The sequence below is a fragment of the Chitinophaga sp. genome (assembly GCF_035761305.1).
GTDB lineage: Bacteria > Bacteroidota > Bacteroidia > Chitinophagales > Chitinophagaceae > Chitinophaga.
Genome location: NZ_DASTRI010000186.1, coordinates 58,575 through 71,203, shown reverse-complemented (window position 1 = coordinate 71,203; position 12,629 = coordinate 58,575). Strand labels below are relative to the sequence as shown.

The following is a 12,629-nucleotide window of genomic DNA, read 5'->3' as shown; positions in this document are numbered from 1 at the left end:
TATCATAAACAGGGTTATCACGCGGCGGCGCTTTAAGCCGCGGCGGTGGCACAGCCCCGGGGCAGGCCTATACGAAGCCATTATAATGCATATGCTGCAGGGCTCAGGGTTGCATAAGCGCCGCGCTTACCTGCCGGTAGGCCCGCAGGTATTTATTCAGGCGGGCCACATCTTTTTCCTGTACTTGGGGCATGCGGCGCACGTCCATATTATCGGTGAGGTCGTTCAGCTTTACCAGGCAGGCCAGGCGGTTGGGTAGTATGCGGGCGGTAAAGTGGTCGTAATCCTCATCTTCCGATAGTTTGGTTACACAGCGCAGGGCTTCCAGTATTGCGGGGCTGAGGCCTTCCGCCGCCAGCTGTTCAAAGGTCCAGGAAGTATCTTCCAACACGTCGTGCAGCACGCCGCATATTTTTTCTTCTTCTGTCCGGCCCATATTCATTACCCGCATGGCGTGGCCAATGTAGGGGGCGCCGTATTTATCCAGCTGCCCCTGGTGGGCGGAGATAGCTATTTCAATTGCTCGCTGAAGTGTCATATCATAAATGTAACAAAAAGCAGGCCGGTGAATAATACCTATCTTTGCAGCATATTTGAATTTTACAAATCAAATAGCTTATTATGGAAACCACCACCCTGGATGAATTCTATAAGCACGCGGCAGCCATACGGGAAGTAAAGCCCGATAGCCTGCTGCCGGAAGGTATTAGTAAAGAGATCGGGCACTTTAATGTTTTTGATGTGGGCGCCGTGATGAAGAAGATGCGGGAAAAGCCCTTTATGCCTTACAACCGGCGGGCCTACTACAAAATAAGCCTGATCAGCGGCCGTAACCGTGCCGAATATGCCGATAAGGTAATTGATATTGAAAAGAACGCGCTGCTGTTTGCTACTCCCAAGGTGCCTTACCACTGGCTGCCGAAGGACTGGGACCAGCGCGGGCACTTTTGCATATTTACCAGTGAATTTTTAACGCCGGGCAAAAGCGGGGTGGTGCTGGATGAGTTGCCCATTTTTAAGGCCGGCGGTTACCCGGTGTTCCAGGTAGAGGAGGAAGCCGCAGCGGAAATTGAAGCTATTTTCCTGAAAATGCACAAGGAGCTATGGTCCGATTATGCCTATAAATACGACCTGCTGCGCAATTATGTAATGGAGCTGATCCACTACGGGCAAAAGCTGCAGCCTGCTACGGCCCTTTATCCCACGCACAATGCCGCAGCCAGGGTATCGTCGTTGTTTGCAGAACTGCTGGAAAGGCAGTTCCCTGTTGAATCGCCCCACCAGCGGCTGAAGCTGCGCACTGCCAAGGATTATGCCAACCGTTTATCCGTTCACGTGAACCACCTGAACAAAGTGCTGAAGGAAAGTACCGGCAAAACCACCACAGACCTGATCAGCAGCCGCATTGTGCAGGAAGCCAAAGTACTGCTGAAACAAACAGACTGGAGTGTGTCTGAAATAGCCTACTGCCTTGGGTTTGAGGAAGTAGCGCATTTTTCCAACTTCTTCCGCAAGCAAACTGATTTTTCACCTTTGGCTTTCCGGGGGTAGATTGATTTTTGCAAACGCCCACCCCTCCTGACATAACGTTGTCACTCCCCCCATTCATCTTTGTGCTGTTAAAGATTTACGCTCATAAAAAATTGACAGCTATGACAACACAGGAGGTGGCAAACAGGTATTACGAGCTGGCATGCCAGCACAAATGGACCGCAATCCAGGACGAACTTTATGACGATGACATCGTAAGCCGGGAGCCCGAACATGCAGCATCAGCAGGCATGCAGGTAATCAGCAAAGGACGAGCAGCTATTACCGCCAAAAGCATCGCCCACCGCGAAAAAATAGCAACCGTGCATAGTCATTATTGCAGCGAGCCCATAGTAGCAGCGGATTTCTTCAGCGTTGCACTGAAAAAGGAGGTTACCTTCAAAAACAACTCCCGCGCGCAGTTAGACGAGATCGGCGTTTTCCAGGTAAAGGACGGTAAAGTTATTTTAGAGCAGTTTTTTTATTGACTTACCGGTTTTAGATCCAACGCACAACGCATCCTGCCATTACGGCAAGATGCGTTGTGCGTTTAACTATCCCTAAAGGGCCTGTTATTTTACGGCCAGCAGTGTTACCTGCTCTATTACCGGGTCTTTTGCCAGCAGCTCCGGCGCTTTTTCCATCAGCGCTTTCGCAATAGGGCCGGCCAGGTGGTCGCGCCGGCCATCTTCTGCTTCAAACGTATCAAAAATGCCGAACGTGGATGGCCCGATCTGCAGGGCAAACCACTGAATGGTTTTTACTTCCTGCTGCGCCAGCGGCAATGCGCTTTTTAAAAATTCCGACAATTCCTGCTCTTTGCCCGGTTGGGCCTCCAGCCGCGCCAGTAATGCGTACTTTACCATAATATTTTTTTTTGTATATAGATGTTTATTAACCTTTTACCTGGAACGCCGGTTTTATTTTATCGCCCATGGCCTTTTCCAGCTTCCTTACTTTGGGCATGGAAACAGATTGTATGTACGGGCTTTCGGGGTGCTGCCGGTAATAGCCCTGGTGGTAATTCTCCGCCGGGTAAAATACCTTGAACGGCACTACCTCCGTAACAACCGGGTTATGATAGTGATGTGAGGCATTTACTTTGGCTATCACCTGTGTTAATATTTTCTGCTCTTCGGGTGTACGGTAGAAAGCTACGGACCGGTAATCGGTACCTATATCCGGTCCCTGCCGGTTAAGGGTCGTAGGGTCATGCGCATAAAAAAAAGCTTCCGCCAGCGTTGCATAATCGATCACCGCGGGATCGTAATACACCTGTACCGACTCTGCATGGCCGGTGCTGCCGGAGCCTACCTCCTCATAAGTAGGGCGTTTGGTGGTGCCGCCGCTATAGCCCGACACAACTTTGTGCACGCCTTTAAGCTCCAGCATGCCTTCTGCCATGCTCCAGAAACAGCCGCCGGCAAAGGTTGCTACCTGCTCGCCTTTGCGGGGCGCCGGCAGGTGCGCAAAAGACTCGTCGTAATCAGACTGGCTGTAGGCGCAGCTGTACAGGAACAGCAACCCGGCCAGGTATTTCAGGGCTCGCTTCATCATTTATTGTTTTTAACTGCTTTTACAAATTTTAATGCATAGGAGTTCATGCAATAGCGCTTGCCGGTAGGCGGGGGGCCATCGTCAAAAACATGGCCCAGGTGAAGGCCGGTGCTGCGTTCCACTACTTCGTCGCGCTCCATGCCCAGGGAGTAATCCTTTACGATCATAATGGCATCCGGGTCAATAGGCTTGTAAAAGCTGGGCCAGCCGGTGCCGGAGTTGAATTTGGCGTCGGAGCTGAACAAGGGCTTGCCGGTGGCGGCGCTTACATAAACGCCTTTCTGGTGATTGTTCCAGTACGGATTGTCGAACGGCGTTTCGGTGCCGCGGTTCACCATAATCTCGTATGCTTCAGGCGACAGCACATTTTTCCAGTAGTTGGCCGGCTTTGCTTCCGGGAAATCTTTTTTATCCGGCATTTGCTGCCCGCAGGCCGTGGTGGCCAGCAGCAGCACGAAAACACTTACCAGGTTGAAGATGCGTAATTTCATATGTTAAGATTTAAGATAAACGTTGCAGGGCCTTATAACCCTGAATAATAATCATATCCCTGTTCCGCCCAGTAGTCGGGCGGCCTTTCATTGCTAAAGCTGATGGTGCCAATGCGCTTCAGGCTTTTAATGCCGTACTTCACCGGTATAATTAACCGCAGCGGCGCGCCGTGCTCCAATGCCAGGGGCTGCCCGTTCATTTCGTAGGCCAGCAGTGTTTGCGGATGCAATGCGCTGGGCATGTCAAGGCCCACGTAATATTCGCCGTTAGGTGTAACCATTCCCACGTACTGCTTTTTTGCCTGCTCCTGTAAGCCATAGTGCGCTATAAAATCCGTGAACTTTACGCCGCCCCAGTATTGTACCTGGTCCCAGCCTTCCACGCATTTGAAATCAAATACCAGCTCTGTTTTGGGCAGGGCCTGCAGGTCGTTCAGGGTTAGCTGCAGCGCATCTTCAGGCCCTTTCATAACGGTAAGCTGCCACTGCTGCGGATTAAAGCCTTCATCGTCAATACCTATATCGCCGTTCACACGTACCCTTTTGGCAGCCCGGCTTTTGGGGTAGGTTTTTACCGGGTGGCTGCTGCTGAAAATGCGGCGGAAAAACAGCTCTGTTTTGTTGAGCGCGCGGCGTAGCGGCCTGCGTGCGCCGGCAGTAATGCCGGGTGTTTCCTCCGGGGCATTGGCCAGCCATTTCCAGCCGCCGAACATAGCGCCCCCCACTACAAAAAAAGCAGTGAAGGAGATGAAGTTGCGCCGGTTGATCTTTTGCTGTACTGTAAGCTCCGGCTTGTGTTTTTTATGATTTGCGTGCTGCATTGTACGGTTGTTTTAAGCTTCTTCCACTACTTCAAAACCCGATACCACCGAGCGGAAATTATTCCACCCTGCCAGTATTACCTGCACTACATGCACTACAAAAAACAGCACATAGCCTATGGTGAGCGCAAAGTGCAGGATGCGCGCAAAATGATAGCCCCCGCATAACCAGCACAGCCAGTACAGCTGCACAGGCTTGTAAATGGCCAGGCCCGTGGCCACAGAGCCAATGCCCATGATAATAATGGCGGTATATGCAATACGCTGCGCAGCATTGTACTTGTTTTGCGGCGGCGCTGTTTTGCGGATGTGCAGGTCATGCAGCAGCACCTGCCAGGCTTCTTTAAAAGAATGCCGGTTAGGCGCCAGCTCGCGCCAGGCGCCTGAGAAAATGGTGTATAACAGGTATAGCAGGCCGTTGAGCATAAAGAACCACATGAAAAGAAAATGCCAGGCCATGCCTTCTGCCAGGCGGTAGGGGATATGCAGCGCATTGTAAAACCATTGCGGGAAAAACTGCACCAAAGTGCGGCCACCCACATTGATAGTATATACGTCGTTGGCCCAGTAAATAAGCATGCCGCTCCAGATCATGGCCGCCAGCACCGGGAAGTTGACCCAGTGGGTCCAGCGCATCAGCAGGGAGTGTTTTTCCTTAATAGCTTTCATATATAAGCGGTTACGTTATGATAGTGCAGGTTGTGCGCGTTTCGTTCCTGTAAGGATTGCGCTGCTGTTCATCTCCTGCGCAAAAGCAATGAGCGGTAAACCTTTTATATGGCAATGCCGTTTGTTGCACCGGTCAGCCTATTGCTTTATACAAATAGACGCGTCATTATGTTTATCCTGACAAACCCCTCCGGGTAAATTTATTTGGGACGCCCACCCGAAAAAAAATTTGAGAAAGTTTGTAAGGTTTAATTCCTGCCGTCGACTATAAGGTTAAAACGCACAAAAAAACAAACACCATGAGAAATCAGACACTTCATGTCAACATCGGAAAAAGCCTGCTGGCAGCTGTAATAGCGGCCTGCTTTACCTTCCAGGCCCATGCGCAGGAACCGCAAAAGAAAGACACGGCGAAAATGTCGCACAGCAAAATGAGCAAGATGTCGCACAGCAAAATGAGCCCGAAGAAAATGGATAAGATGTCTGACAGTAAAATGAAAGACAAGCAAATGGATAAAATGTCCGGTGGAAAAATGACTAAAAAACCTGCAGGCAAAATGTAGGGTGTTTGTCAGATCAGGCAGGTAAAGGGGCGTAACTGCCCCTTTACATTCCAGCCATGCTAAAAAAATGTTAAACAGTATGTTATGAAACACTTGACCACACTAAGCCTTGCGCTTTTTTGCTTTATAAATGCTTTTGCCCAAAGCGGCCTTAAAAGCGGCACACAGGCGCCGGCCTTTTCCGGAACAGATAATACCGGTAAGAAGGTAGCGCTGCGCCAGCTGCTGAAAAAACACAAGGCCGTGGTACTGTTCTTTTACCGCGGGCAATGGTGCCCCTATTGCAACAAGCATATTAAGGAGCTGCAGGACTCCCTGAGCCTGCTTACGGCCAAAGGCGCTTACGTAGTAGGGGTAACCCCCGAAACCGCGGAAAACATCAGCAAAACCATTGAAAAAACACATGCTTCGTTTTCCATTATACAGGATAAAGATTACCACATCATGAAAGCATATGATGTGAACTATGTGCTGGATGATAAAACCGTGAACCAGTACAGGAACTGGCACGTGAACCTGGATGAGATAAACGGCAACACCGATCATGTGCTGCCTGTGCCCGCCACCTATATTATTGACAATACCGGCAAAATAACTTTCGTACAGTTTGATAAAGACTACCGGAAACGCGCATCTGTAGCCGATCTGCTGCAGGCGCTGTAATAAGCATCCATACACTTTGCCGCTTTTATATCAATGCCATTCATCTAACAAAATCACCCACATATGAGCACATTTAAAAAACTGCATTACTGGCCGGCCATAGCGCTGCTGCCCTTTGCCTTTGCTGCCTGCAACAAAGATGATGATCACAATCCTCCCAGCCGGCAAACCACTATAACTATTGAAAACGTGCTGAAATCGCAGCCGCTGGTGGAGTCCGGCACCTTCCAGGGCACCGGCACGCCGCCGGTAATTATGCCCGGCCAGTCGGTACAGGTACACTTTTCCGCCGCCAAGGGAGAGGCCATCACATTTGCCTGCATGTATGGCTGGTCCAACGACCTGTTTTTCGCACCTGCCAACCCGGGCATCGGCTTATATGATGTTAAAGGTATGCCCATGGAAGGCGATGTATCTGACCAGGTAAAGCTGTGGGATAACGGTACGCGCATTAACCAGCAGCCGGGCGCTAATGTAACCCATCCCGGTACGGCGGACAGTAAAAACATTACTGAAGTAAATGGTGTGGATGCGCAGGGCAACACTTACCTGGCAGCTTCCAAACTGGTAAAGGCCACGCTGAAGTACGACGGCAACTCCATGTTCACCCTAACGCTGCAAAACATTTCCGGCGGCACTGCCAATGAAACGCCGCTGAGCCCCGGCGTATGGGCCATCTCCTACATTGCCGGCGGCAACCTGCTGAACAGCGCACCGCTGTACACAGCCGGCCAGCCTACTGCCAATGGTTTAACAGATATTGCGGAAAAAGGCGATAACACTGCATTGTACAGCTATATAAAAGGCATTACCGGTATTTTTACCCCGCTGTCGCCCGTACTGGTAGTGGTATATAACGGTATAGACAATCCCATTTATAAAACCGGTGAGGTGGACCGCGGGCAAGGCCTGGCGCCGCTGGCGCAAAAAGGCAATGCCGATACGCTGGCTGCTGCCCTGAAAGGTATGAAGGGCGTAAAAGCCGTGTATGTGCTGCCCGCGCCCGGCACGCAGGTGCTGCTGCCGGTTATTAACGGCCAGGCAGGCGGCAAGGTATCGCAGGACCTGCACGTAAGCAGCGGCGACCGCATAGCCATTGCCACCATGTACGGCTTTTCCAACGACTGGTTCTTTGCATCTGCCGGCAATGGTGTGGATGCTACCCAGAAAGGCGATATTTCCTCCAGCATACAGCTGTATGACGATGGCACCGCTGTTAACCAGTTTCCCGGCGCAGGTATCACCCAGTTTAACCTGGCAGGTACCCCGCTGCAGGAAAGCCAGCCTATTTCACAGGTGCCTAACCCCAATGCTTTTACTACATTACCGGCTATACCGGAAATCATTCACGTAACGCTGCAATAATAGCATTGCTCATCAACAACCAACCCCAGGCGCTTGTCCTTACCGGACAGGCGCCTTTTTGTTAATTATTCATTATTCATTCTTAATTATTAATTCCCCGCGCGCGCTGTCGGAAATCCCCCTTTTTATGTCGTATTCACAACCCCTGTAAGTAAGCAGCCGCATATATATTTGTACTGTTAAACCTTATATCAAAACCTACAGCATCATGAAGAAGATTAACATCATTTACTGGATCTCCACCGTCCTGCTTTGCCTGTTAATGGGCATGGGCGCCATACCCGATATTCTCAAAAGCCCCGATGCCGTTGCACTGTTCCAGCACCTGGGTTACCCGGCTTACCTGCTGCCTTTTTTAGGCGTTGCCAAGTTGCTGGGCGCTATTGTTATACTGATACCGGGCTTTCCGCGGTTAAAGGAGTGGGCGTATGCCGGCTTCACCTATGACCTGTCCGGCGCCATGTACTCCGGCATTTGCTCCGGCGACACAGGCGCGGGGCTGATAGTATTCCTGGTAGGCTTTGGCCTTATTGCCCTCTCTTACATTTATCATCACAAAAGACAAAAAGCGGCAGCGCTGCGGGTAATGGCGTAAGCAGCATAAAATGGTAACCCGATGTATTCTCCGGTATTTACAATGGTAGAAGTGTTTAAAACCAACGTGGAGCAAACCTCCCATGCCGAAAAGCTGGCGGCTTTGCTGCGCCTGCACTTCCCGGGCAGCAAGGTGAATTTTGACCTGGAAGACTGCGACCGCATACTGCGGGTAGAAGGGCAGAGCTTTGCGCCGGATAAGGTGCAAATGCTGGTAGCAGCGCACGGCTTTAGCTGTACGGTGCTGGAATAGCCGCCCCCGCTTTCCACATGCGGTACTTTTCGGGCATGCAATGCCCGCAGGGGCGGTAGCCTGCTGCCAGCGCTTCCTGCTCAGTGGCGAAAAAGATCCTGTTGCGGGCTTTCATCTGTTTGCCGGATGTGCAGGAGAGGAGCCCGTAAATGCGCAGCCGTTTATTGCCGGCCATCCGGATAGCGCCGCTGCGTATCAGCGACCGGATCATCCTGCTGCGTGTATGCGCATCCGTACCCGGCTCCAGGTGGTCTGTCATGGCTCAGGTTTGTGCGTCGTGGAAAATAATGCCCAGCGTATAGCGCTGCCCGTTATGTACAGTGCTTACGCCATGCTTCATGTTCACCCGGTAATACCCTTTACTGCCTTTAACAGGGCGGAAACTGGTGGTAAACAACAGCATATCGCCGCGGCGGGGCTGCAGCACATTGGCTTTGGATTGCGCGCGGGGTATTTGCTCCGTAAGCACAAACTCGCCGCCGGTATAGTCTTCTCCCGCTTCATTGAGGAATAGCACCAGCTGCATGGGAAAATAAACATCGCCGTAGAGGTCCTGGTGCAGCGTGTTAAAGCCGCCTTCGCCATATTGCAGTATAAGCACCGTAGGCAGGGTTTGCCCGTGCGCATTGCAAAGCTCCAGTAAAGCGGCGTGGGTAGGCGGAAAGGTTTTTGGTATATTCAGCACCTCCATCCATTTGTTGGCTACCGGCGCCAGGTACGGGTATACGGTTTGCCGTATGGTGCTGATAAGCTCCGGCAATGGATAACGGAAATATTTGTATTCCCCTTTGCCAAAGCGGTAGCGCTCCATGGTAATGGTTTTACGGTAGGCGTTGCCGGCTTCATAGGCAGCAATCAGGCTGTTGCATTCCTGTTTGGTAAGCAGGCCGGGCACCAGGGCATAGCCCTGTGCATGCAGGTCTGCAGCGGCTTTTGTCCAGTCTTTTGATTGCAGGCGTTCAATAATAGGTTGCATATCATCATCTTTCCCGCAAAGGTATTTTGCCTGGCGGCAGATGAAAACCCGGAACTTGCGGTTGTGTGGCTACAAATACCAGCGCTCCCCGGGCGCCAGGGCAATGTGCACGGTACTGCCCGGGGCTGCCTGCGGATGCATGGTAATAAGGGTAATGCTATCTTTTGGTAAAGCCACCTCCATCTCATAATAGCTGCCGTAAAAGGTAACGGCATTTACTTTTCCTTTCAGGGCTTTATCCGGTTGAGTGGTAATAATAAACTGCTCGGGGCGTACGAACAGCCGCTTGCCTTTAGGGGGTGCGCCTGCCTGCAGCGCTTTGGCTGCTGCGGCTTCCAGCAGGTGATACCGGCCCAGCAAACCGGCGGCATAGGTATTTACCGGCTGGTGATATACCTGCTGCGGGGCGCCCTGCTGCGCAATAACGCCATCCTGCATAATCATTATTTCATCGGCCCACGACAGCATATCCTGCGGGTCGTGAGATACCAGCATGCAGGTAATGTTCATCTGCTCCCCAATGTCTTTTATCACCGCTTTGAGCAGCTGTTTGTGGATCATGTCCAGGTTAGAGTAGGGCTCATCCAGCAGCAGCAGCTGCGGCGCAGTGCCCAGCAGGCGCGCCAGGGCCACGCGCTGTTTTTCACCGCCCGAAAGCTGGTCGGTGCCGCGGTGCAGCAGGTGGGTAATGCGGCATACCCTGTATATTTCGCTGGCAGCTGCTTCGTCCAGCTGGTTCACGCGCTCCAGCACTTCAGCCACCGTATAGCGGTTGCGCAATTCAAAATGCTGGGAAAGATAGGCGATGGCCGGATGGCCCGGCAGCAATACTTCATGCGGGCCTTTTACACGTTGCCCGTTGAACAGCACCACGCCTTCATCAACCGGTGCCAGGCCGGCTATCATTTTCAGCAGGGTGCTTTTGCCCGAACCGGTTTCGCCGGCAATGGCCACTTTATGGAAGGGGGATAAGGTAAAGCTGATATCTTTTACCACAGCAGCGCCCTGCTGCTGCTTACCCAGGTGCGAAACAGTTAAAAGGTCCATGCGCTATCTTCTTTCATCATATAAGCCTACTTCTGCAATGCTGGGCGCTTGGGTAAACTGGTCTATTGTAATGCGCACCCTGCCGCCCCAAACGCGGTTAAAGCGGTGGATCTTTACCCGGCTTTGGCTGTCGCCGCTGAACAGCGGCTTCCATACGCCGTTCTGCAAATACTCCACATGATATTTGGTAAAGCCGGTGGCGCCTGTGGTAATAGTAATGGCGTTAAAGGGTTTATCGCGGTCCAGCACTACTTCCCACCAGGGCTGCTTTACAGTGCTGTTGGAGATCCAGGCAGTGGTAAAATCGTCGTCATTGGCAAAGTCCATGATGTTCATGTCGTCGCTCCAGCTTGAAGTTGCAGGCTGGTGTTTGGCAATGTTGGATGATATAACGGGCGCCGCTCCTTCCGGCAGGGGCGCTACCGGCCCTTCGTTCTTCCACTGTTTACCAATGGCTTCCAGGGCCTGCACGGCATTATCGTCAATGAGGCCGTCGCGGTTAGGCGCTACGTTTAGTATAAAGTTGCACCAGGCATTGTTAAAGGGAATAATATCGTCGTTCACCAGCATTTCCGGGTCCTTTACAGGCGTGTTGGGGAACGATGTTTTCCAGAACCAGTTTTGGTTAATAGGAAGGCAGGAGAGGGCCGGCAGGCGGTTGTTTTCCTTGGAAATATGCTGGCCGGCGCCCTGCTCATAGGACTTAATATCGGTGTACATGAGCGCTTCCGCCGGGTATTTGGCCGAATTAAGGTCCATTACCAGGCAGTTGGGCTGCAGGGTTTTGATGAGCGTATATATTTCCTCAAAAGGTACCGCGTCATATGAAATGCGCGACCAGGGGGCATCCCATCCGTCTATGATCAGCGCGGTAATTTCCCCGTAGTTGGTAAGCAGCTCGGTGAGCTGTGCCTTTATCATTTCCACCTGCTGCCGGGTAATAAAGACCGGGCGTATTTTATGGTGGGTATCAAGTATGGAATAGTACAGGAAGGTTTTAAGGCCCTTTGCGCGGAAGGCGTTCACATATTCACGCACCACATCCCGTTTCAGGGGGCTGTTCATCACGTTATAATCGGTGGTTTTGGTGTCCCATATGCAAAAGCCGCTGTGGTGCTTGGTGGTGAGGCACCCATAGCTCATATGGGCGGCTTTGGCTGCTGTGGCCCATTGGTTACAATCCAGCTTTTTAGGGGCAAACAGGCTGGCCGGCGCATCGGGGTCGGCCCAGTCCTGGTCCATGAAAGTAGGAATGTTGAAGTGAATGAACATGCCAAAACGCAGGTCCACAAATTGCTGTTGTAAATCGTGTAAGGGTGTACGTGAGTGAGTGTTCAGCTGCGCCTTTGCCAGCACAGTTATACAGCAGCAAGCACAAATCCAGGTTAGCCTGTTCATTGATAACGGTTTGAAGTGACGGGGCTAAAATTATATATTTGCGAACAATTTGCAAATAAAACGCCTGCTTATATATGAAAACCGTTAAACTGTCCTATGCTGCGCTGATCGTGCTATTGTGCTGCTTTTCATTTTGCTCGCCGTTAATTTCCCGTTACAATGAGTATGCTTACCAGCAAACCACTGCGCTGAAAGTAGATGCGCTGCAGGTAATGGATATGGCGGCAGACAGCTTTACGTTGCATAAGGACGATCTTTCCGCGCTGCAAACCAAAATTGATAAGGCTTATGAGTACGAAATACACCGGCCGAACAATAAAACCACCATTGAAATGTGGCAGCTGCTGCGCAGCCCCGACCAGCACCTGCTGGGCGGCTATTTTAAATACTGGCAGCAGCATATGGTGCTGAACAGGGATTTTATTGAGGAAGCTAAAGTGCAGGTGGGCGCTGCATTTGATAAGATAGCGGAGCTGGAGAGCGGCAAAAATCGCCCCTAATAATTAATAATTAAGAATTAAGAATTAATAATACCGAAGGCGGTGGGTACATCAATAATTAGCTGTCAATCAATGCAGCCATCATCCCTTCCGGTATTCTGTTCGCACCAATCCATTATTAATTCTTAATTATTCATTATTAATTACCTCTCCACATCATTCTATTAATTATTCATTATTCATTATTCATTATTAATTATTA

General features: G+C 51.1%; 18 protein-coding genes. 8 read left to right on the top strand and 10 right to left on the bottom strand.

Annotated features, from left to right (window positions below; genetic code table 11):
- Nucleotides 1–103 precede the first annotated feature (103 nt).
- Nucleotides 104–538, bottom strand: a complete 435-nt coding sequence (locus tag VFS25_RS16250; RefSeq protein ID WP_326463222.1) for a phosphohydrolase — start codon at nucleotides 536–538, stop codon at nucleotides 104–106.
- 83 nt (nucleotides 539–621) lie between these two features.
- On the opposite strand from VFS25_RS16250, the gene VFS25_RS16245 reads away from it, so the two are divergent.
- Both VFS25_RS16245 and VFS25_RS16240 read left to right on the top strand, forming a co-directional pair.
- Nucleotides 622–1,551, top strand: a complete 930-nt coding sequence (locus VFS25_RS16245) for a helix-turn-helix transcriptional regulator (protein WP_326463221.1) — start codon at nucleotides 622–624, stop codon at nucleotides 1,549–1,551.
- Nucleotides 1,552–1,652: 101 nt separating this feature from the next.
- A complete protein-coding gene (locus tag VFS25_RS16240) occupies nucleotides 1,653–2,018 on the top strand; it encodes a SnoaL-like domain-containing protein (RefSeq protein ID WP_326463220.1) in 366 nt (121 codons plus the stop codon).
- Nucleotides 2,019–2,102: 84 nt separating this feature from the next.
- Here VFS25_RS16240 and VFS25_RS16235 read toward each other — a convergent pair whose 3' ends face one another.
- Genes VFS25_RS16235 through VFS25_RS16215 form a run of 5 tightly spaced genes read right to left on the bottom strand, consistent with a single transcriptional unit; the run spans nucleotide 2,103 to nucleotide 5,068 of the window.
- Entirely contained in the window at nucleotides 2,103–2,396 is a 294-nt protein-coding gene (locus VFS25_RS16235; RefSeq protein WP_326463219.1) for an antibiotic biosynthesis monooxygenase, read from the bottom strand.
- Nucleotides 2,397–2,424: 28 nt separating this feature from the next.
- On the bottom strand, nucleotides 2,425–3,087 hold the full coding sequence (gene msrA / locus VFS25_RS16230) for a peptide-methionine (S)-S-oxide reductase MsrA (RefSeq protein WP_326463218.1): 663 nt from the start codon (nucleotides 3,085–3,087) through the stop codon (nucleotides 2,425–2,427).
- Complete coding sequence (gene msrB / locus VFS25_RS16225) at nucleotides 3,084–3,578, bottom strand: peptide-methionine (R)-S-oxide reductase MsrB (protein WP_326463217.1); 495 nt, start codon at nucleotides 3,576–3,578, stop codon at nucleotides 3,084–3,086. Before msrB ends, msrA begins: the two co-directional genes overlap by 4 nt.
- 32 nt (nucleotides 3,579–3,610) lie before the next feature.
- Nucleotides 3,611–4,399 carry a molybdopterin-dependent oxidoreductase gene (locus VFS25_RS16220; protein ID WP_326463216.1) on the bottom strand — a complete coding sequence of 263 codons (789 nt, stop codon included), beginning with the start codon at nucleotides 4,397–4,399 and terminating at the stop codon, nucleotides 3,611–3,613.
- 12 nt (nucleotides 4,400–4,411) lie between these two features.
- Nucleotides 4,412–5,068, bottom strand: a complete 657-nt coding sequence (locus VFS25_RS16215; protein ID WP_326463215.1) for a cytochrome b/b6 domain-containing protein — start codon at nucleotides 5,066–5,068, stop codon at nucleotides 4,412–4,414.
- Between the two features lie 299 nt (nucleotides 5,069–5,367).
- On the opposite strand from VFS25_RS16215, the gene VFS25_RS16210 reads away from it, so the two are divergent.
- From VFS25_RS16210 to VFS25_RS16190, 5 genes are all read left to right on the top strand, one after another.
- On the top strand, nucleotides 5,368–5,631 hold the full coding sequence (locus VFS25_RS16210; RefSeq protein ID WP_326463214.1) for a hypothetical protein: 264 nt from the start codon (nucleotides 5,368–5,370) through the stop codon (nucleotides 5,629–5,631).
- Between the two features lie 84 nt (nucleotides 5,632–5,715).
- Nucleotides 5,716–6,294 (top strand): peroxiredoxin-like family protein, encoded by a 579-nt coding sequence (locus tag VFS25_RS16205; protein WP_326463213.1) that lies wholly within the window; start codon nucleotides 5,716–5,718, stop codon nucleotides 6,292–6,294.
- Between the two features lie 63 nt (nucleotides 6,295–6,357).
- Complete coding sequence (locus VFS25_RS16200) at nucleotides 6,358–7,659, top strand: spondin domain-containing protein (protein ID WP_326463212.1); 1,302 nt, start codon at nucleotides 6,358–6,360, stop codon at nucleotides 7,657–7,659.
- Nucleotides 7,660–7,867: 208 nt separating this feature from the next.
- Nucleotides 7,868–8,254, top strand: a complete 387-nt coding sequence (locus VFS25_RS16195; RefSeq protein ID WP_326463211.1) for a DoxX family protein — start codon at nucleotides 7,868–7,870, stop codon at nucleotides 8,252–8,254.
- A 21-nt stretch (nucleotides 8,255–8,275) separates the two neighbouring features.
- Nucleotides 8,276–8,506, top strand: coding sequence for a hypothetical protein (locus VFS25_RS16190; RefSeq protein ID WP_326463210.1), 231 nt, complete (start codon nucleotides 8,276–8,278; stop codon nucleotides 8,504–8,506).
- On the opposite strand, the gene VFS25_RS16185 is transcribed toward VFS25_RS16190, so the two are convergent.
- From VFS25_RS16185 to VFS25_RS16170, 4 genes are all read right to left on the bottom strand, one after another.
- On the bottom strand, nucleotides 8,484–8,765 hold the full coding sequence (locus VFS25_RS16185; RefSeq protein WP_326463209.1) for an Ada metal-binding domain-containing protein: 282 nt from the start codon (nucleotides 8,763–8,765) through the stop codon (nucleotides 8,484–8,486). The two genes, VFS25_RS16190 and VFS25_RS16185, sit on opposite strands and share 23 nt — an antisense overlap.
- Nucleotides 8,766–8,768: 3 nt before the next feature.
- Nucleotides 8,769–9,482, bottom strand: coding sequence for a 2OG-Fe(II) oxygenase (locus VFS25_RS16180; RefSeq protein WP_326463208.1), 714 nt, complete (start codon nucleotides 9,480–9,482; stop codon nucleotides 8,769–8,771).
- A 69-nt stretch (nucleotides 9,483–9,551) separates the two neighbouring features.
- Nucleotides 9,552–10,529, bottom strand: coding sequence for an ABC transporter ATP-binding protein (locus VFS25_RS16175; protein WP_326463207.1), 978 nt, complete (start codon nucleotides 10,527–10,529; stop codon nucleotides 9,552–9,554).
- A 3-nt stretch (nucleotides 10,530–10,532) separates the two neighbouring features.
- Complete coding sequence (locus VFS25_RS16170; protein ID WP_326463206.1) at nucleotides 10,533–11,927, bottom strand: alpha-L-fucosidase; 1,395 nt, start codon at nucleotides 11,925–11,927, stop codon at nucleotides 10,533–10,535.
- 74 nt (nucleotides 11,928–12,001) lie between these two features.
- Here VFS25_RS16170 and VFS25_RS16165 point away from each other — a divergent pair, with 74 nt between their 5' ends.
- A complete protein-coding gene (locus tag VFS25_RS16165; RefSeq protein WP_326463205.1) occupies nucleotides 12,002–12,427 on the top strand; it encodes a hypothetical protein in 426 nt (141 codons plus the stop codon).
- Nucleotides 12,428–12,629 lie beyond the last annotated feature (202 nt).